Below are 19,713 nucleotides of genomic sequence, written 5' to 3' on the forward strand. Positions count from 1 at the left end.
CCCTCCCTCATCACTTTTGGCGGGGTCGTCGGTGGGTGGGGTGGGGGTGTGTTGGAGGGGGGGGGGGGTGTGTCCCCCCCCCCCCCCCCCCCCCCCCCCCCCCCCACCGGGGCGTCCGGCCCGAGGGGCCGGACACGTCCTAACCGAACTGCTGCTCCAGGTCCTTCAGCTTGCGCTCCAGGGAGTCGAGCCGCGGCAGGCCCATGGTGTCGTCCTCCGCGGTGAGGTCGATGACCGGGTCGGTGGCGCCGCGGACCGGCTCCAGGGAGGCGCGGGAGCGCACGGGCAGTTGCTCCGACGCCGATATGGCAGGCTCCGATGAGGACGGGGCGGGAGCCCTCTCCACGGTCGCCTCCAGCTGCCGGCTGCCCCGGCCGACCAGGCCGCGGTGGCCGCGGCTGAGCGCCTTGAGGTGCGCCCGCTCGACCCGCTCCTGCTCCCGACGGCGCAGCCGGTTCTGCTCCTTCTGGCGCCGGTCCTCGCGCACCTCGTCCACGGCCTCGTCCAGCGTCCGGACGTTCTCCAGCAGCATCAGCGACCAGGCGCTGTACGTCTCGCGGGGAGCGCGCAGCCAGCGGACCATGCGGATCTGCGGCAGCGGACGCGGAACCAGGCCCTGCTCCCGCAGTGCGGCGCGACGCGTCTGCTTCAGCGCACGGTCGAACAGCACCGCCGCCGACAGGGACATGCCGGCGAAGAAGTGCGGTGCGCCCGCGTGGTCGATGCCCCGGGGCGCGTGGACCCAGTTGAACCAGGCCGCCGCGCCCGCGAACGTCCACACGAGTATGCGCGAGCCGAGTGCCGCGTCACCGTGGCTGGCCTCGCGCACCGCGAGCACGGAACAGAACATGGCCGCACCGTCCAGGCCGAACGGGACCAGGTACTCCCAGCCGCCGGAGAGGCCGAGGTTCTGCTCGCCGAAGCCCACGAGTCCGTGGAAGGAGAGAGCCGCGGCGACCGCGGCGCAGCAGAACAGCAGCACGTAGGAGGCGGAGCCGTATATGGCCTCCTTGCGCCTGCGGCGCTCCTCACTGCGCTCCCACGAGTCGTCCGCGCGCGTCGCTTTCTCCCCCGCCCGCTTGCCGCGCGCGAGCACCGCCACCGCCGCCAGCATGCCCAGGAGCAGGACGGCGCCCGGAAGCAGCCAGTTCAGCGATATGTCGGTCAGTCTCATCAGGGTCCCTTGCATTGGGATAGGGCGTATCGCCCGCCATAGTGGCCCAATCCCGTCGGCCCTCAGGGGGTTTCGGGGCAAGAGGCCGCCAAGGGGTGCAAGGGCTTGCGCAGGGCGGCATTTTGCTCGAACTGCCGCGCGAGGGACGGGAGTTGAGTACGAACAAGACTACCCGTACGGGTGGTTCCACGGAAAGTTCCCGCGGCCGGTGAGGAAGTTGTGAACTGCTCGTGATCCGCGGGGGCTCCGGCACGCGCCGGCCGGATGCTCCCGGTGCGAGTCGATCTTAGGGGACGCACGCCCGCCGGAGTCCTCCGGGGCGCTAACCCGTCGCGGTCGCGGTCAACTTGGCGACGCGGTCCGTGTCACAGGTGCGCGGGCAGGTGAGGCAGGTGTCCTCGGGGCGGAGCGTGTAGAAGAGGCAGCAGCTCGCCCGGTCCCGGGTGGGCAGGGGTTCCCCGTCCGGTCCGGTCAGCTCCCGGAACGCCGCGGATCCGGCGTACGGCTTCGTCGTCCCCGGCAGCAGCCGCTCCAGCTCGCGCATCGCCCGCCGCTCCTCCCCGAGGAGGTGGGCGACGTACCAGAGCCCCTCGACGATCTCGTCGGTCGCCATGCCCCACAGGGCACGCCCGCGCCGCCGCATCCGCGGCCCGAAGCCGCCGAGGACCGGTTCCAGGTGCTCGGCGACGGCGGCCCGCACCTCGGCCTCCAGCGCCGCCTCGTCCGGTACGACGCGGGCGCCGGGCAGAGTGGCCGCGGGGTCGTCCGGCAGGCAGGCGAACTCCCCGACCCGCACCGCCATGCGGCCGAGGGTGCGCTGGTACGTGACGTGCTCCACCGGCAGGCGCGGCACCCGGCGCAGCAGGAACCACGGCACGGTGATCAGCAGGCAGGCGGGCCAGGCGTAGCGGTGGAGTCCGAAGCTCGCCACGACGTCGGGGCGGGCCCGCTGCCCGTAGTCCCGGAGCACCTGCTCCTCGTCCCACACGAGGAAGGCGTCCAGGTCGGCCCCGCCCTCGGCGAGCCGGGCGGCGGAAACCCAGCCGCCGCCCCGGGGAGCCGCATCCGCGGGCCCGAGTTCGTGGACCGCCAGCCCGGGGAACACCTCGGCCAGCCGGGCGTACGCGTCCGCGACGGCCGAGGGGGCCGGGGGTGCGGCGACGCCGCGCGAGGTGTCTGCGGCCGGGGCGGAGAGGGGCATCGAGGACCACCACTTCAGGATCGTTTGAAGGTAAGGCTTACCTTACTCGTATTCGCCGAGGTGTGAACCGGGGGCCCGTGCACCTATGGTGCTTGACGGACAGGTGACAACCACCGCAATGACCCCCAAGTGCCATCAAGCCCGCAAGGAGGACCCGTGGAGCAGGCCGGCCCGCGCGACGTGCCCCGCCCCACGGGTCCGGAGACCCCGAAGGCCCCCGCCTCGGCCTTGCGCGTGCCGCCGCAGCCGGTCCCGGCCGGCCGGGACCGGCGGGACGGCGCGGGCCACCACCCGGGCCGCGCGGGCGCGGTCCGCGGGGAGCACACGCACGGCGAGCCCCCGGTGCCGCGGCCCCGCACCGACGGGCGGCGGCTCGTCCAGCGTTCCTCCGTACGCGGGCAGATCCTCGACGCGCTGCGCACGGCGCTGGTCGACGGCGAACTCGAGCCCGGCGAGGTGTACTCGGCGCCCGTCCTGGGCGAGCGGTTCGGGGTCTCGGCGACGCCCGTCCGCGAGGCGATGCAGCAGCTCGCCGTCGAGGGCGCCGTCGAGGTCGTGCCGAACCGGGGCTTCCGGGTCGTCGAGCGGTGCGCCCGCGAACTGGCGGAACTCGCCGAGGTGCGGGCCCTGATCGAGGTCCCGGTGATGCTGCGCCTCGCCCGCACGGTGCCCGCCGCCCGCTGGGCGGAGCTGCGTCCGCTGGCCGAGGCGACGGCGCGCGCCGCGTCCACCGGAGACCGCGCGAGCTACGCCGAGTACGACCGCGCCTTCCACCGCGCCGTCCTCGCCCTCGCAGGCAACGAGCAGCTGCTGCGGATCGCCGACGACCTCCACCGCCGCGCCCAGTGGCCCCTGGTCGGCGCTCCCGTCTCCCGCGGCCGCGCCGACCTCGTGGCCGACGCGGCCGAGCACACGGCCCTGCTGGACGCGCTGACCGCGCAGGACCTGACCGTGGTCCAGTCACTGGTGCGCGAGCACTTCACCGGCGCGTAGTCACCCGCCCGGGGGCGGGTCCGGCGGGGTCAGGCCGTCGCCGCCGGCGGGGCCAACTGCTGGGCCAGCCAGGTGGGTACGCCGCCCAGGAGCCGGAACAGCCGGGCGGCCTCCGCCCGCAGCCGGGACGCCTCCGGTTCGGCCTCGGCGGTCGCGAGGGACGCCAGCGCCGGAGCCGTACCGACGAGGTAGCCCAACTCCTCGCGGATGCGCAGGGATTCCCGGAAGCCGTGCCGGGCCTCCGCCAACTCGCCGTCGCGCAGGGCGAGTCCCGCGAGGTGGCGCCAGGTGAAGGAGAGCAGCAGCGGGTCGTCCTGGGCGGTGGCGCCGGCGTGGGCGCGGCGGTAGGCGGCGCGCGCCGACTGCGGGGAGTGGGCGAGGTTCTCGGCGAGCAGCCCGCGCCGGAAGTCGAGCAGCGCCCGCCCCGGGGCACCCGGCGCGATCAGTGCCGCCGCCCGGCCGAGCGCGGCCCGCGCCTCGTCGGCCCGGTCGCGGACCCCGAGCAGGGTGGACGCGTACGCCAGCTGGCCGCGCTCGCAGGCCGCCGCGCCCCGCTCGTCGTCGCTCCGCGCCTGCGCCTCCGCCGTGCGCAGCGCGTCCTCCGCCTCGGCCCAGCCGTGCTCGGTGTACAGGCACCGCTCGACGAGCAGGGAGGCTCTCTGCAGCGACGCCGCCGCGGAGTGCGGTTCCACGAGCGCGGCCGCGTCGGCCCAGCAGGCACGCGAGCGCAGCCGCCACACCGCGGTCTGGAGCGGATCGTCCCCCGCAGTCGTTCCGGAACCGGACATGGCGGAATGCGCCACGTTGCCCTCCCCGAGCACACCGTTGAGCTGTTGAGTGGGGGCATCTCAGCACGGATTCCGGGGCCCGGCCAAGGGGGCGGGTGAAGGATTTCACAAAGTCGTGGGGCGGCGGCGGTACCCGATGCCGCCCGTGGCGCGGGCCCGCGACCTCAGCTCATGCGCAGCGCCAGGAAGAAATCGAGCTTGTCCTCCAGGCGCGACAGGTCCCGGCCCGTCAACTGCTCGATGCGGCCCACCCGGTAGCGCAGCGTGTTGACGTGCAGGTGCAGCCGGTTGGCGCAGCGGGTCCAGGAGCCGTCGCAGTCGAGGAAGGCCTCCAGGGTGGGGATGAGCTCGGCGCGGTGCCGCCGGTCGTAGTCGCGCAGCGGGTCCAGGAGCCGGGCCGTGAACGCGCGGCGCACGTCGTCCGGCACGAACGGCAGCAGCAGCACGTGGGACGCCAGTTCCTGGTGGCCGGCCGCGCAGACCCGCCCCGGGCGCGCCGCCGCCACCCGCCGCGCGTGCCGGGCCTCCTCCAGCGCGCCGCGCAGCCCCTCCGCGGAGTGCACGGCGGCACTGACGCCTAGGGTGAGCCGCCCGTCGTCGTTCAGCCCGGCCGACAGCGGGCTCCGTACGGCCTCCAGGAGGGAGTCGGCGAGCAGCCCCGACTCGGAGCCGTCGTGCTCGGCCGACACCGCCGGAAGGGGGACGAGCGCGATGGCCTCGCCACCCGTATGGGCGACCGCGATGCGGTCGGAGTGCTCGGGCCCCGTCGAGAGCGGGTCGACGAGGATCTCCTCCAGCAGCGACTGGGCGACCGGGCCCCCGTCGACGGCGCCGCCGTCCCACTCGACCCGGGCCACCACGACCTGCCAGTGCGGGGCTGCGCCGAGCCCCGGCAGCAGCACCGGCGCGGCGACCCGCAGCCGCGCCGCGATCTCGGCGGGCGCGGCACCCGTCTGGACCAGCTCCAGGACCTCCTGGGCGAGCCGCCTGCGCACGGTGCGCGCCGCGTCGCGCCGGTCGCGCTCGACGGCGATCAGCTGGGTGACGCCCTGGAGCAGGTCGAGCCGCTCCGCGGGCCAGTCCCCGGCGTCCGCCTCGACCGCGAGCAGCCAGTCGGACAGCACCGTCTCGCGCACGTCCCGGGAGGCGGACGCGGAGCGGCCGGACGAGCGGACCGGGAACAGCGAGTACGTCGCGGGGCCCACCGCCACCCGGTGCGGCCCCCGGCGGCCGGTACGGAGCGCCGCCAGGTGCTCGGCGGCCAGCCGGGCGCACACCTCGGCGGACAGCCCGGGGCCGTTGCGTTCGGCGCCCGCGATGGGCCGGCCCGCGGGGGAGAGCACCCAGGCCCGCAGGTCCAGGTCGGAGCCGAGCAGGTCGAGGACCACGTCGGGGCCGCCGCCCGCGGGACCGGACGTCATCATCCGCCGGTGCCGGTCCACGACGGCGGCCAGGTCGCCGGCGCGCTCGCCCGACACCTGCCGTACGACGTGCTCGGTGATCGTCGCGAAGGCCACCGACTCGTTGACGGCGAACAGCGGCAGGCGGTGGCGGGCGCAGGCCAGGACCAGGTCGTCGGGGATGTCGCCCAGCTCCGCCTCGCCCGCGGCCAGCGCGGCGACACCGGCGCCCGCGAGGATGCGTACGAAGGGCTCGGAGTCCTCGGCGTCGTGCCGCCAGGCGAGACCCGTGAGGACCAGCTCGCCGCCCGAGAGATAGCGGCTGGGGTCCTTGAGGTCCGTGGTCATCACACCGCGCACGGTGCGGTCCAGTTCGTCCTCGCCGCCGAGCAGCCGCAGGCCCAGCGCGTCGGTGTCCAGCAGTGCGCGCAGCCGCATGTCTCGTCGCCGCCGTTCTTTGTCTAGAAATCTACGATGGATCCGGGGTGGGGACCCCCGGACGCGGGTTCCCGGCTCGTGAGGGGCGGCCCGCCGGCCCCCGGGGCCGGTCGCCCCGGGCTCTCCGAGGCCCTGGGCTGGGCTTTCGCGAGCCGGGCTCCCTCTTCCCCCGGCCGTGCCGGATGTTTCCCGGGGAAAGCGAAGAGGTTACTGATGACCTCTGTTCATACGAATCTACAAGATGTGCGCGCTGGCCAGCCAACTCCTTCATGGTTTCAGTGACTGACCCCGGTGGAGCACGGAGCGGTGTACTGGCCTCGATCCGCGTTAACAGCAGATGAACGAGCCGGGCCCGCCGCACACGATCTGGCTTGATCAGAACGCCCACGATACGAAGAAGAGAGCCACTCATGGACTTCCTTCGCCCCGCCAGCTGGGAGGAGGCGCTCGCCGCCAAGGCCGAGCACCCCACGGCTGTGCCGATTGCGGGTGGCACCGATGTGATGGTCGAGATCAACTTCGACCACCGGCGGCCCGAGTACCTCCTTGACCTGAACCGCGTCGGCGAGCTGAGCGAGTGGGAGGTCGGCGAGGACAGCGTGCGCCTGGGCGCCTCCGTCCCCTACACGAAGATCATGGAGCACCTGCGCGGCGAGCTGCCGGGCCTGGCCCTCGCCTCCCACACGGTGGCCTCCCCGCAGATCCGCAACCGCGGCGGAGTCGGCGGCAACCTCGGCACCGCCTCCCCGGCCGGCGACGCGCACCCCGCTCTCCTCGCGGCCGGCGCCGAGGTCGAGGCCGAGTCGGTCCGCGGCTCCCGCCTGATCCCGATCGACGAGTTCTACACCGGCGTGAAGCGCAACGCACTCGCCCCCGACGAGCTCATCAGGGCCGTCCGCGTCAGGAAGGCCGACGGACCGCAGCAGTACTCCAAGGTCGGCACCCGCAACGCGATGGTCATCGCGGTCTGCGCCTTCGGCCTCGCGTTGCACCCCGAGACCCGCACGGTCCGCACCGGCATCGGCTCCGCCGCGCCCACCCCGGTCCGCGCCAGGGCCGCCGAGGTATTCCTGAACGCGGCGCTCGACGAGGGCGGCTTCTGGGACAACGGAAAGATCATCACCCCCTCGGTCGCCAAGCAGTTCGCGGACCTGTGCTCCGCCGCCTGCAACCCGATCGACGACGTCCGGGGCACGGCGAGCTACCGCCGCCACGCGGTGGGCATCATGGCCCGCCGCACGCTGACCTGGACCTGGCAGTCGTACCGCGGCACCGCCGCCCGCACGGAGGGAGTCGCGTAATGCGCGTCAATTTCACGGTCAACGGCCGGCCGCAGGAGGCCGACGACGTATGGGAGGGCGAGAGCCTGCTGTACGTCCTGCGCGAGCGCCTCGGACTGCCCGGCTCCAAGAACGCCTGCGAGCAGGGCGAGTGCGGCTCCTGCACGGTGCGCCTCGACGGCGTACCGGTCTGTTCCTGTCTGGTCGCCGCCGGCCAGGCCGAGGGCCGCGAGGTCGTTACCGTCGAGGGGCTCGCCGACTTCGCCAAGCAGCGCGCGGAACACGGCGGTTGCGCCTCCGGCGCCTGCGGCACCGCGGAGGGGCGGGGGACTTCACTCGACGCGGCGAAGGGATGGGACGCCCAGGGCCAGGACTCGCACACCGGCGAGGGCACCGAACTCTCCCCGATCCAGCAGGCGTTCATCGACGCCGGCGCCGTCCAGTGCGGCTTCTGCACCCCGGGGCTGCTGGTCGCGGCCGACGAGATGCTGGAGCACAACCCGACCCCGACCGACGCGGACATCCGCGAGGCGCTCTCGGGCAACCTGTGCCGCTGCACCGGCTACGAGAAGATCATGGACGCGGTCCGCCTTGCGGCCGCCCGGCAGTCCGAGGCGGTCTGACCATGGGAACCACGGGTACACCCACCAACCTCACCCAGCGCTCCGGGACCAAGGGCGGCATCGGCGAGTCCACGCTCCGCCCCGACGGCACCCTCAAGGTCACCGGCGAGTTCGCGTACTCGTCCGACATGTGGCACGAGGACATGCTCTGGGGCCAGATCCTGCGCTCCACGGTCGCCCACGCCGAGATCGTCTCCATCGACACCGGCGAGGCCCTCGCGACACCCGGCGTCTACGCCGTCATGACGTACGACGACCTGCCGACCGACGTGAGGAACTACGGCCTGGAGATCCAGGACACCCCGGTCCTCGCCCACGGCAGGGTCCGCCACCACGGCGAGCCGGTCGCGATCGTCGCCGCCGACCACCCCGAGACCGCGCGCCGCGCCGCCGCCAAGATCAAGGTGGAGTACCGGGAACTGCCGGTCATCACGGACGAGGCGTCCGCCACCGCGCCCGACGCGATCCTCCTCCACGAGGGCCGCGACGACCACCACATCGGCCACGTCCCGCACCCCAACATCGTGCACCGCCAGCCGATCGTGCGCGGCAACGCCGACGAGGCCGCCAAGAAGGCCGACTTCATCGTCAGGGGCGAGTACACCTTCGGCATGCAGGACCAGGCCTTCCTCGGCCCGGAGTCCGGCCTCGCCGTGCCCGCCGAGGACGGCGGCGTCGACCTCTACATCGCCACCCAGTGGCTGCACTCCGACCTGCGCCAGATCGCGCCGGTCCTCGGCCTGCCCGAGGACAAGGTCCGCATGACGCTCTCCGGCGTCGGCGGCGCCTTCGGCGGCCGTGAGGACCTGTCCATGCAGATCCACGCCTGCCTGCTCGCGCTGCGCACCGGCAAGCCGGTCAAGATCGTCTACAACCGGTTCGAGTCCTTCTTCGGGCACGTCCACCGCCACCCCGCCAAGCTCTCCTACGAGCACGGGGCGACCAAGGACGGCAAGCTCACGCACATGAAGTGCCGCATCGTGCTGGACGGCGGCGCGTACGCGTCGGCCTCCCCGGCGGTCGTCGGCAACGCGTCCTCACTGAGCGTCGGGCCGTACGTCGTCGAGGACGTCGACATCGAGGCCGTCGCGCTGTACACCAACAACCCGCCGTGCGGGGCCATGCGCGGCTTCGGCGCGGTCCAGGCGTGCTTCGCGTACGAGGCCCAGATGGACAAGCTCGCCGACGAGGTGGGCATGGACCGGGTCGCCTTCCGGCAGCTCAACGCGATGGAACAGGGCACCCTCCTGCCGACCGGACAGCCCGTGGACTCACCCGCCCCGGTCGCCGAACTCCTGCGCCGCGTCAAGGCGATGCCGCTGCCGCCCGAGCGCCAGTGGGAGAGCTCCGAGGGCGCCGACGTGCGCCAGCTGCCCGGCGGCCTGTCCAACACCACGCACGGCGAAGGCGTCGTCCGCGGCGTCGGCTACGCGGTCGGCATCAAGAACGTCGGCTTCTCCGAGGGGTTCGACGACTACTCGACCGCCAGGGTGCGCGTGGAGGTCGTCGGCGGCGAACCCGTCGCGACCGTGCACACCGCGATGGCCGAGGTCGGCCAGGGCGGTGTCACCGTCCACGCGCAGATCGCCCGCACCGAACTCGGCGTCACCCAGGTCACCATCGCGCCGGCCGACACGCAGGTCGGCAGCGCCGGCTCGACGTCCGCGTCCCGCCAGACCTACGTCACCGGCGGCGCCGTCAAGAACTCCTGCGAGCTCGTCCGCGAGAAGGTCCTGGAGCTGGGCCGGCGCAAGTTCGGCTCCTACCACCCCGCCTGGGCGACGGCCGAACTGCTCCTGGAGGGCGGCAAGGTCGTCACCGACGGCGGCGAGGTCCTCGCCGGCCTGGCGGACGTCCTGGAGGACGAGTCCGTGGAGGTCGAGGCCGAGTGGCGGCACCGTCCGACCGAGGCCTTCGACCTGCGCACCGGACAGGGCAACGGCCACGTCCAGTACTCCTTCGCCGCGCACCGCGCCGTGGTCGAGGTGGACACCGAACTCGGCCTGGTCAAGGTCATCGAGCTGGCCTGCGCCCAGGACGTCGGCAAGGCGCTCAACCCGCTGTCCGTCATCGGCCAGATCCAGGGCGGCACCGTCCAGGGCCTGGGCGTGGCGGTCATGGAGGAGATCATCGTCGACCCCAAGACCGCCAAGGTCAGGAACCCGTCCTTCACGGACTACCTGATCCCCACCATCCTCGACACGCCGACCATCCCCGTCGACGTGCTCGAACTCGCCGACGACCACGCCCCCTACGGCCTCCGCGGCATCGGCGAGGCCCCGACCCTGTCGTCCACCCCGGCCGTCCTCGCGGCGATCCGGAACGCCACGGGCCTGGAGCTCAACCGGACGCCGGTACGTCCCGAGCACCTCACCGGCACCGCCTAGAACCCTCCGGGCGGCGCACGGAACGTCACAACTCCGCGCCGCCCGGAGTACTCAAGCACCGCACCGCTCACGGAACTTGAAGCAGCACCCCAGCAGGTCCAGCAGTCGTGTTCCCTCCGTTCGCCTCGGGCCGTCCCCCGGGTCGTGCAGCCGAAGCACCTTCCCAAATCCCGCAGCCAGTCAGGGCTTTCGCGGGTGCCCCTGTGAACCTTGGGAGTCAGGCATCATGACCCAGCAGTCCCTGGAGCCGAAGACCGCGGAGGACGCGGGCACGGGTAGCCGTGTCCCGGCCGGCCGGTCCTGGCTCGATCGGTACTTCCACATATCCCAGCGGGGATCATCGGTCGCGCGCGAAGTGCGCGGCGGAGTCACCACCTTCATGGCGATGGCGTACATCCTGCTGCTCAACCCGCTCATCCTGTCCGGCAAGGACGCCGCGGGGAACATGCTCGGCCAGCAGCCGCTGATCACCGCGACGGCGTTCGCGGCGGCCTTCACCACCCTGCTGATGGGCTTCTTCGGCAAGGTGCCGCTGGCCCTCGCCGCGGGCCTCTCGGTCTCCGGCGTGCTCTCCTCGCAGGTCGCCCCGGAGATGACCTGGCCGCAGGCCATGGGCATGTGCGTGATGTACGGCGTGGTCATCATGCTCCTGGTCGTCACCGGGCTGCGCCAGATGATCATGAACGCGATCCCGCTGGCGCTCAAGCACGCGATCACCATGGGCATCGGCCTGTTCGTTGCGCTGATCGGCTTCTACAAGGCCGGATTCGTGCAGCAGGGCAAGGCCACGCCCGTCAGCCTCGGCCCGGCCGGTGAACTCGCCGGCTGGCCGGTGCTGCTCTTCGCGGTCACCCTGCTGATGATCTTCATGCTGCAGGCCCGGGGGGTGCCCGGCGCGATCCTGATCGGCATCGTCAGCGGCACCGTGCTCGCCGTCGTCCTCAACGCCTTCGACGTCATCGACCCGAAGCAGTGGGCGAGCGGTGCCCCCGAACTGCACGGCAGCGCCGTCTCGATGCCGGACTTCTCGCTCTTCGGCGACGTCGAGTTCGGCGGCTGGGGCGAGGTCGGCGCGATGACGGTCGGCATGATCGTCTTCACCCTCGTGCTCGCCGGGTTCTTCGACGCGATGGCCACCATCATCGGCGTCGGCACGGAGGCCAAGCTCGCCGACGCGCAGGGCCGGATGCCGGGCCTGTCCAGGGCACTGTTCATCGACGGTGCCGGCGGCGCGGTCGGCGGTCTCGCCGGCGCCTCCGGGCAGACGGTGTTCGTCGAGTCCGCGACCGGGGTCGGCGAGGGCGCCCGGACCGGCCTGTCCTCCGTCGTCACCGGCCTGTTCTTCGCGGCCTGCCTGTTCTTCACCCCGCTCACCGCGATCGTCCCCGGCGAGGTGGCCGCCGCCGCGCTCGTCGTCATCGGCGCCATGATGATGATGAACGCCCGGCACGTCGACTGGTCCGACCGGGCCACGGCGATCCCGGTCTTCCTGACCGTGGTGGTCATGCCGTTCACGTACTCCATCACCGCGGGCGTCGCGGCCGGAGTCATCAGCTACACCGCCATCAAGATCGCCCAGGGCAAGGCCCGGGAGATCGGGGCATTCATGTGGGGGCTGGCGGCGGTCTTCCTCGTCTTCTTCGCCCTCAACCCGATCGAGAGCTGGATGGGCGTCCGCTGACGCCCTCCCCGTAACCGCTGAGGAGACCGAGACATGCTGGACATCGCCGAAGAGCTCCACCGGTGGGTCGAGCAGGGACGCGACTTCGCCGTGGCCACCGTGGTGGCCGTCGGCGGCAGCGCGCCCCGCCGGCCCGGCGCCGCACTCGCGGTGGACACCGACGGCACGGCGATCGGCTCGGTCTCCGGCGGCTGCGTGGAAGGCGCGGTCTACGAACTGTGCCGGCAGGCGCTCCAGGACGGCGAGACCGTCCTGGAGCGGTTCGGCTACAGCGACGACGACGCGTTCGCCGTCGGACTGACCTGCGGCGGCGTCATCGACATCCTCGTGACTCCGGTGCGGGCGGCGGACCCCGCCCGGCCGGTCCTCGCGACCGCGCTGGCAGCCGCCGCCCGTGGGGAGGCGGCGGCACTCGCGCGGATCGTCGAGGGCCCGGGCGAGCTGCTGGGACGCGCACTCCTCGTCCGGCCAGACGGCTCCTGGGAGGGCGGCTTCGGCGTCCGTCCCGAACTGGACCGCACCGTCGTCGCCGAGGCCGGCGCCCTCCTCGACGCGGGCCGCACCGGCACGATCGGGATCGGCGAGCAGGGCTCGCGCTGCGGAGCACCGCTCACGGTTCTCGTCGAGTCGTCGGTCCCGCCGCCCCGGATGATCGTCTTCGGTGCGATCGACTTCGCCTCGGCGCTGGTCCGCATCGGCAAGTTCCTCGGCTACCACGTGACGGTGGCCGACGCGCGCCCGGTGTTCGCGACCCGCGCGCGCTTCCCGGAGGCCGACGAGATCGCCGTCGAGTGGCCCCACCGGTACCTGGAGCGCACGGAGGTGGACTCCCGCACGGTCCTGTGCGTCCTCACCCACGACGCCAAGTTCGACGTCCCGCTGCTGAAGCTCGCCCTGCGGCTCCCGGTGGCGTACGTCGGCGCGATGGGGTCCCGCCGGACCCACCTGGACCGCAACGAGCGGCTGCGGGAAGTCGGCGTCTCCGACATGGAGTTGGCGCGGCTGCGCTCACCCATCGGCCTCGACCTCGGAGCACGCACGCCCGAGGAGACGGCCCTGTCGATCGCCTCGGAGATCGTCGCGCACCGGCGCGGCGGCAGCGGGGTCTCGCTGACCGGCGCGCACACGCCGATCCATCACGACGGGACGCCGTCGAGGACCGGCCGGATCGGTTCGGTGGCCTGACCGCCGAAGCCGACGCCGAGCCCGCCGCAGGCGAGCCCGCCCACACGGAACCCACCGAAGGCAGGCCCGCCGACACGGTCCGCCGGCACCGGCGGACTCGTCAACAGCCTTGCCCGGAAGGCGACTTGCGCGTCGGATGCGGGGGCGGCAAGGTGAGGGTCCGGGGGTGCAGGGGGCGCCGTCGCGGGCGAGTGTGCGGGGGCGGAGCCGTTGAGCGGGACGGGGAGAAGGCGGAGCCCGGCGGAGGACGACGCGGAGGCCACACGGTGTCTCTCCCCGGCCGCCACGACGGCGCTGGGCGTCTTCCTGCTGGCCGAGCTCGTCCTCGTCTGCGGGGCCCTGGTCAGCCTCTGGCCGGTGGTCCTCGAACTGGTCCAGCCCGAGACGCAGGACGGCTCCGTCGACCGGTGGTCCCCCTTCGGGGTGGGGCACTGGTCGCTCACCGCCGACGCCGCGATGCTGTTCGCGGTGATCCTCTGCAGTGCGCTGGGCAGCTTCGTCCACGCGGCCACCTCGTTCGCCACCTACGTGGGCAACCGGCGCCTGTACGCGAGCTGGCTGTGGTGGTACCTGCTCAGGGCCGGTATCGGCGTGGCGCTCGCCCTGCTGGTCCACTTCCTGCTGCGCGGCGGCCTGTTCGCCGGCAGCTCGGGCGCCGGCGCGACCAACCCGTACGGCTTCTCCGGCATCGCCGGCCTGTGCGGCCTGTTCTCCAAGCAGGCCGCGGACAAGCTGCGCGAGATCTGCGACACGGTCCTCAGCACCGGGCGCGACGGCGACCGCGACCGCCAGGACAAGCTGGCCACCGCGCAGGACGAGCAGACCGACTCGGCCACGTCCTGAGCCCTCCGCGGGGCAGCACCGGGGGTGCCCGCAGCGCGGCTCCGGTTTGTGCGACCCCACGCGCAAGGCCGCCGAGTTCGATGTCAGGCGCGCTTCAGCAGCCCGGTCATCGCCCGCCCGAACATCGCGCGCCCCGCCCACGCCAGCGGGCCGTCGAACAGGCGGGGCAGCCACCGCACCCGCAGCTCCTCCCGCCAGACCACCCGAGCGCTCCCGGTGCCGCACGGATGGACCTCGATCTCGGCCCAGCCCGTGACGAGCGAGCCCCGCTTGGCCAGCCGGCACCTGCCCGGCCGCCCCTCCGCCGGGACCTGCCAGGCGACGACCTCCATCGGGTCGTCGAAGGCCAGCGGGCCCACCCCCGTCCGGGCCACGAAAGCGGTGCCCTCGCCGGCCGGCGGGGGAGTGAGCACGGTGACGCGGGTCAGCGGGACCACGTCGGCATGACGCTCCCACCGCGTGAGCCGGCGCCAGGCCTCGGCGGCGGACAGCGGGGCGACGCGTTCCAGGACGAAAAGGACCACGAGCCGATCGTATGCGGAACGGGTGCGCGACGGTCTCTCCGGGACACGCCCCGGCCGACCCGGCCACCCCCGTGGAACCAGGCCACCCTTCCCGGACCGGGCCACCCCGGCCGGACCGGGCCCCCCGGCCGGACCGGGCCACTCGGGCCGAAAGCGTCCTACCGCCCCGGCCCGGCGGTGCGGGACCATGGGTGCGACCCGCGCCCGACGCCCGAGAGGCTGCTCCCGTGGACCGTGAAGCGCACGGCAGGCTCGACGGGTTCCAGCGCGACCCCTACCCGCTCTACGACCGGGCCCGGCGCGCCGAGAGGCTGCTGTACGTTCCCGAACTGGACGCCTGGCTGGTGGCGCGGGACGAGGACGTGCTGCGACGGCCCGAGGACTTCTCGTCGGCGAACGCGCTGCGGCCGGACGTCGTGCCGTCTCCCGCCGCGCTCGCGGTGCTCGGCGGCGGATTCGGCGGCCGGCCCGTGGTCGTCACCTCCGACGGCGCCCGCCACCGGGAGCTGCGCGCCCCGCTCGTCCGCGGCCTGTCGTCCGCCCGCGTCGAGGCCGTCCTGCCGTACGCCGCCGAGCGGGCCGCCGCGCTCGTGGACGGGTTCGCGAAGGACGGCCGGGTCGAGCTGATGAGCGCGTACGCGCGGCGGCTGCCCGGCGAGGTCGTCGGCCGGGTCATCGGTCTGGATCCCCGGGACGTGCCGGCCGTGGTGCGGGGCGGCCACCGCGCCGAGGAACTCCTGTTCCGCCCGCTGGCGGAGGACGAACAGCTGGCCGCCGCCCGGGACGTGGTGGCCGGCCAGCACCTCCTGGACGCGTGCGCGCGCGACCGGCGGGCCCGGCCGCGCGACGACCTGGCCACCGAACTGGTCGCCTCGCTGGCACCCGGGACCTGCGAGCTGACGCTCGACCAGCGGCACGACATCGTCGGCCATCTGCAGAACCTGCTGATCGCCGGGCATCTGACGACGACCGCGCTGATCGGCAACACCATCCTGCACCTCCTGCGGCATCCTCGGCAGTGGGACCTGCTGTGCGCGGAACCCCACCGGGCACCCGCCGCCGTCGAGGAGGCCGCCCGCTACGACAGCGTGCTCCAGGGCTTCCGGCGGGTCACCACCCGGCCGGTCACCCTCGCGGGCGCCGAACTCCCCGCCGGGGCAGCCGTGTTCGTCGCCTTCGGTGCGGCCAACCGCGACGGCGCCCGTCACGCGCGGCCGGACGAGTTCGACATCACCCGTGACCCGGACCGCCATCTCGCGTTCGGGCTCGGCGTGCACAGCTGCCCCGGATCGCAGCTGGCCCGCGAGCAAGTCCGCCTGACGTTGGAGCAGTTGACCGCACGTCTGCCCGGCCTGCGGCTGGCCGAGAAGGGTGCCGTCACGATGCGGCCGACCCTGATCCACCGTTCCCCGGAGTCCCTGCACCTGGTCTGGTGACCACCCCGCTCGGCTGTGACAGGCAGGTCAGGGCCGGTACACCTTCCCGGGCTCGGCCGTGCCGGGCGCCAGCAGCTGCGGGACCGTCACGAAGACGTACCCCCGCTCCTTCAGCGCGCGGATGATCCCGGGGACCGCGGGCACGGTGCCGGGATAGATGTCGTGGAGCAGGATGATCCCGTCCCGGGACGACTGGCGCAGGACGCGCCTTTCTATGAGCGCGGAGTCGTTCGTCGTGTAGTCCTTGGCGGTCACGCTCCACAGGACCTCGGCGAGCCCGAGTTCACGGCTGATGCGATGCACCGTGTCGTCCGTACGCCCCTGCGGCGGGCGCATCAGTGTCGGTCTGTGCCCGGTGAGCCTCTCGATGGCGTCGTTGGGTCTCCGCAGTTCCTCGCGTATCTCGTCGGGCCGGAGCCGGGTGAGGATCCTGTGGTCCCAGGTGTGGCTGGCCACCTCGTGCCCCTCGTCGGCCATGCGGGTGACCAGCTCGGGGTGCTTCTCGATGTGCCGCTTGCCGAGCAGGAAGAAGGTCGCGGGTACGCGCTCCTCCTTCAGGATGTCGAGCAGCCCTGCCGAGTTCTCGCTCGGCCCGGCGTCGAAGGTCAGCGCGATGCACTTGGCCCGGCGGCAGTCCACGGTCCCGAACCGCGCCCGGGTGTCGACGGACGGGTGCGCGCGAACCGTGCTGGGCGCCGTGGTGTCGAGTGACGAACAGCCCGTCAGTGGCAGCGCCAGGGCGAGGGCCGCCGCGAGCGTGGCGGCCGCACGGAACCTGGTCCCCGTTTTCTTCATCTTCTGGGTCAGAGAAGGCATGCCGGGACTATACATGCGGTGTATACGCGCGGTTCATAGTGGGTGGCCGGGGACTCGTGCACACCAGGGCCGTGACGGCGGTGACGCACGGTGGCCCGACACCGTGCGGTGACTCCTCCGGCCGGTGGCGGGGTCAGGGCAGGGCGACCACCTGCGCGGCGTGGGTCAGGCCCGCTCCGAAGCCGACGAGGAGGGCGAGGCCCCCGCTGGGGACGCTTCCCTCGGACAGGAGCCGGTCGATCGCCAGCGGGATCGACGCGGCCGAGGTGTTGCCGGCGGTGACGATGTCCTTGGCCACCGCGGTGTGCGGGGCCAGGCCCAGGGCGTCGGCGGCGATGTCGACGATGCGGGCGTTGGCCTGGTGGGGGACGAAAGCGGCCAGATCGCCGACCTCCACACCCGCCTGCCGCAGGGCCTCACGGGAGATCTCCGGCACACTGCGGGTCGCCCAGCGGAACACCTCGGGGCCGGTCATCCGCAGCGTCGGCCACGGGTTCCCCGGGTCCCGGGTGTCGAGCCAGCCGCGGTCGTGGGCGATCATGCGGTGCTTCTCGCCGTCGGACCCCCACACCACCGGGCCGATGCCGGGCGTCCTGGACGGACCGACCACCACCGCCCCGGCGCCGTCGCCGAAGAGGAACGCGGTGCCCCGGTCCGTGGGATCGACGATGTCGCTCATCTTCTCCGAGCCGACCACCACGACGGTGCGGGCGGTGCCGGAGCGGACCAGCGAATCGGCCACGCCCAGCGCATGGCAGAACCCCGAGCAGGCGGCGCTGACGTCCATGCCGCCCGCGGAGCCCGCGCCGATCAGGTGGGCGACGCGCGGCGCGGCGGCCGGCGCCTGCTCCAGGAAGGACATGGTGGCCAGCAGCACCATGTCGACCTCGTTCGCATCCGTGCCCGACTGGGCCAGCGCCTTGCGGGCCGCCTCCGCCGCCATGGTGATGACCGTGTCGTCGGGGCCGGCGAAGCGCCGGGTGGCAATGCCCGACCGGCGGCGGATCCACTCGTCGCTGGAGTCGAGGGAGCGGCAGATCTCCTCGTTGCTCACCAGCCGGGCCGGCCGGTACACGCCGACGCTGAGGATGCGGGCCCCGGGCCGGCGTTCGGGCGTACGGAGGCGGCTCATCACGGCTCCTTCCCGACCGTGGCGACCGCTACGGCCACGGCGGCCAGGTCGCCGTTCTCGTAGCTCCGCTTGCACGCCCGGCGCTGCACCTTGCCGCTGGAGGTCTTGGGCAGCGACCCGCGCCGCACGATGAGGATGTCGTCCGGGGTGATCCGCTGCTGTTCCCGTACGGCGTCGTACACGTGCCGGCGTACGGCTTCGGCCCCCGGGGAGCTGAGGAGCCGGCCGTCGGTCTCCACGACCACCACCAGCCGTTCGCGCTCACCGTCGTCGCAGGAGAACGCGGCCGCGCAGTTCGGGTGCAGACCCGGTACGGCGCGCTCGGCGGACAGCTCGATGTCCTGCGGGTAGTGGTTGAGACCCTTGCGGATGATGACGTCCTTCAGGCGTCCGGTGACGTACAGCTCGCCGTCGTGCAGGAAGCCCAGGTCGCCGGTGCGCAGATAGGTGTCGTCGGCGCTTTTCTCCGCGCCCGCGACGCGGGCCCGGAAGGTCTCCTCGCTCACCGACGGGCGGCCCAGGTAACCGCCTGCCACGCAGGGGCCGTTGACCCAGATCTCACCGACCCGGCCGTCGGCGAGGGGCTGCCGCGTGGCGGGGTCCACGATCCGTACCCGGGTACGGCCGACCGTGGCACCGCTGCTGACCAGGGGGACGGCGCCGGCGGCGGGCCTGTCGACGGGCTGCGCGGTGCCTTCCCCCAGCGCCCGCGTGGACACCCACAGGACGGAGGGCTCCTGGTCCTGGCCGCTGCCGGTGGCCTTGAGCGTGTTCTCCGCCAGCCCGTAACCGGGGCACATGGCACGGGGGTCGAAGCCGTACGGCGCGAACGCGTCGGTGAAGGAGCGGATGGCGGAGATGCGTACTGGTTCGGCGCCGTTGGCCGCCACCCGCCAGCGGGACAGGTCCCCCACGGCGGCCGTCCTGCCCTCCGCGGCGGCGCGCGCACACAACTCGTAGGCGAAGCTGGGCGCCGCCGCGTGCGTTCCGCCGAACCGGGCGATGGCCTCCAGCCAGCGGGCGGGACGCCGGATGAACGCCTCGGGGGCCATCAGATACGAGGGGATGCCCGCCCACAGGGGCATGACGACACCGAACAGCATGCCCATGTCGTGGAAGAGGGGCAGCCAGCTCACCACGGTGCCGTCCGGCTCGCACGGCCACAGCTCGTCGGTCTCGATCACGTTGGCCAGGAAGTTCGCGTGGCTGACCACCACCCCCTTGGGGTCACCGGTGGAGCCGGACGTGTACTGCAGCAGCGCGGTGTCCTCGGGGCCCGGGAGCGCCGGCACGGCGGCGTCCGGGGCGTACGAAAGGGCGTCGGTGGCGAGCAGGGTGAGCCCGGCGAGGGCCGGCATGTCGCCGAAACGCTCCCGCAGGTCCCGGACGACCTCGGTGGTGGTCAGCACGGTCGTGGTGCCGGCGTCGTCGGCGATACGGCGCAGCCGCTGGACCTCTTCGCGGCGCCGGGGCACCTGCACGGGGGCGCTGGCGACGCCCCCGTACATGCAGCCGAGGAGGGTCCGTACGAACTCCAGGCCCGAGGGGTACAGCAGCACGGCGCTGCGGCCGGACAGTCCCTCGGCCGCGAACGCGGCGGCCCGCGCGCCCGCGGCCTCGTCGAGCTCCCCGTAGGTGAGCGCGTCGCTCGGGTCCTCGCCGTTGCGCAGGAAGACGTAGGCGGTTTCGTCGGGTTGCTTCTCGCTGCGCAGCCGCAGGGCGTCGGGAAGGGTGCGCACGTCCGCGGTCGTATGCGTGCCGGTGGTGCTCACGGTCAGATCTCCTTGTCAGCCGGTCGTGCCCAGCGCGAGG

16 protein-coding genes are annotated in these 19,713 nt (G+C 73.2%); 8 read left to right on the top strand and 8 right to left on the bottom strand.

The window, feature by feature from the left end:
• Positions 1-139: 139 nt before the first annotated feature.
• Together AC069T_RS25940 and AC069T_RS25945 are read right to left on the bottom strand one after the other, a co-directional pair.
• Positions 140-1,174, bottom strand: coding sequence for a DUF2637 domain-containing protein (locus AC069T_RS25940; RefSeq protein ID WP_478785009.1), 1,035 nt, complete (start codon positions 1,172-1,174; stop codon positions 140-142).
• A gap of 322 nt (positions 1,175-1,496) precedes the next feature.
• Complete coding sequence (locus tag AC069T_RS25945; RefSeq protein WP_478785010.1) at positions 1,497-2,375, bottom strand: (2Fe-2S)-binding protein; 879 nt, start codon at positions 2,373-2,375, stop codon at positions 1,497-1,499.
• Positions 2,376-2,531: 156 nt separating this feature from the next.
• On the opposite strand from AC069T_RS25945, the gene AC069T_RS25950 reads away from it, so the two are divergent.
• A complete protein-coding gene (locus AC069T_RS25950; protein WP_478785011.1) occupies positions 2,532-3,368 on the top strand; it encodes a GntR family transcriptional regulator in 837 nt (278 codons plus the stop codon).
• 29 nt (positions 3,369-3,397) lie between these two features.
• Here the strand turns inward: AC069T_RS25950 and AC069T_RS25955 are convergent, their stop codons facing one another.
• Both AC069T_RS25955 and AC069T_RS25960 read right to left on the bottom strand, forming a co-directional pair.
• Positions 3,398-4,171, bottom strand: coding sequence for a hypothetical protein (locus tag AC069T_RS25955; protein ID WP_478785012.1), 774 nt, complete (start codon positions 4,169-4,171; stop codon positions 3,398-3,400).
• A 149-nt stretch (positions 4,172-4,320) separates the two neighbouring features.
• Positions 4,321-5,994: a PucR family transcriptional regulator gene (locus AC069T_RS25960; protein ID WP_478785013.1), complete on the bottom strand. Its 1,674-nt coding sequence runs from the start codon at positions 5,992-5,994 to the stop codon at positions 4,321-4,323.
• 410 nt (positions 5,995-6,404) lie between these two features.
• Between AC069T_RS25960 and AC069T_RS25965 the strand changes: the two genes are divergently transcribed.
• From AC069T_RS25965 to AC069T_RS25990, 6 genes are all read left to right on the top strand, one after another.
• Positions 6,405-7,295 (top strand): FAD binding domain-containing protein, encoded by an 891-nt coding sequence (locus AC069T_RS25965; protein ID WP_478785014.1) that lies wholly within the window; start codon positions 6,405-6,407, stop codon positions 7,293-7,295.
• Positions 7,295-7,897, top strand: a complete 603-nt coding sequence (locus AC069T_RS25970; RefSeq protein ID WP_478785015.1) for a (2Fe-2S)-binding protein — start codon at positions 7,295-7,297, stop codon at positions 7,895-7,897. The genes AC069T_RS25965 and AC069T_RS25970 overlap by 1 nt, the downstream gene beginning before the upstream one ends.
• A 2-nt stretch (positions 7,898-7,899) precedes the next feature.
• The gene (locus AC069T_RS25975; protein WP_478785016.1) at positions 7,900-10,284 is read left to right on the top strand and encodes a xanthine dehydrogenase family protein molybdopterin-binding subunit; all 2,385 of its coding nucleotides are present in this window, start codon (positions 7,900-7,902) and stop codon (positions 10,282-10,284) included.
• A 226-nt stretch (positions 10,285-10,510) separates the two neighbouring features.
• Complete coding sequence (locus AC069T_RS25980) at positions 10,511-11,965, top strand: NCS2 family permease (RefSeq protein WP_478785017.1); 1,455 nt, start codon at positions 10,511-10,513, stop codon at positions 11,963-11,965.
• Positions 11,966-11,998: 33 nt separating this feature from the next.
• Positions 11,999-13,150, top strand: coding sequence for an XdhC family protein (locus AC069T_RS25985; RefSeq protein WP_478785018.1), 1,152 nt, complete (start codon positions 11,999-12,001; stop codon positions 13,148-13,150).
• A 210-nt stretch (positions 13,151-13,360) separates the two neighbouring features.
• On the top strand, positions 13,361-13,993 hold the full coding sequence (locus AC069T_RS25990) for a hypothetical protein (protein ID WP_478785019.1): 633 nt from the start codon (positions 13,361-13,363) through the stop codon (positions 13,991-13,993).
• Positions 13,994-14,076: 83 nt separating this feature from the next.
• Here the strand turns inward: AC069T_RS25990 and AC069T_RS25995 are convergent, their stop codons facing one another.
• Positions 14,077-14,517: an SRPBCC family protein gene (locus tag AC069T_RS25995; protein WP_478785020.1), complete on the bottom strand. Its 441-nt coding sequence runs from the start codon at positions 14,515-14,517 to the stop codon at positions 14,077-14,079.
• Between the two features lie 227 nt (positions 14,518-14,744).
• Here AC069T_RS25995 and AC069T_RS26000 point away from each other — a divergent pair, with 227 nt between their 5' ends.
• A complete protein-coding gene (locus tag AC069T_RS26000; RefSeq protein WP_478785021.1) occupies positions 14,745-15,953 on the top strand; it encodes a cytochrome P450 in 1,209 nt (402 codons plus the stop codon).
• A gap of 27 nt (positions 15,954-15,980) precedes the next feature.
• Here AC069T_RS26000 and AC069T_RS26005 read toward each other — a convergent pair whose 3' ends face one another.
• The 3 genes from AC069T_RS26005 to AC069T_RS26015 all read right to left on the bottom strand — a co-directional run bounded on the left by AC069T_RS26005 (position 15,981) and on the right by AC069T_RS26015 (position 19,673).
• Entirely contained in the window at positions 15,981-16,748 is a 768-nt protein-coding gene (locus tag AC069T_RS26005) for a polysaccharide deacetylase family protein (RefSeq protein ID WP_478785045.1), read from the bottom strand.
• Between the two features lie 154 nt (positions 16,749-16,902).
• Entirely contained in the window at positions 16,903-17,901 is a 999-nt protein-coding gene (locus AC069T_RS26010) for a beta-ketoacyl-ACP synthase III (RefSeq protein WP_478785022.1), read from the bottom strand.
• The gene (locus tag AC069T_RS26015) at positions 17,901-19,673 is read right to left on the bottom strand and encodes a fatty acyl-AMP ligase (RefSeq protein ID WP_478785023.1); all 1,773 of its coding nucleotides are present in this window, start codon (positions 19,671-19,673) and stop codon (positions 17,901-17,903) included. The genes AC069T_RS26010 and AC069T_RS26015 overlap by 1 nt, the downstream gene beginning before the upstream one ends.
• Positions 19,674-19,713: the final 40 nt, after the last annotated feature.

It is taken from the genome of Streptomyces sp. NPDC043867 (assembly GCF_056435845.1).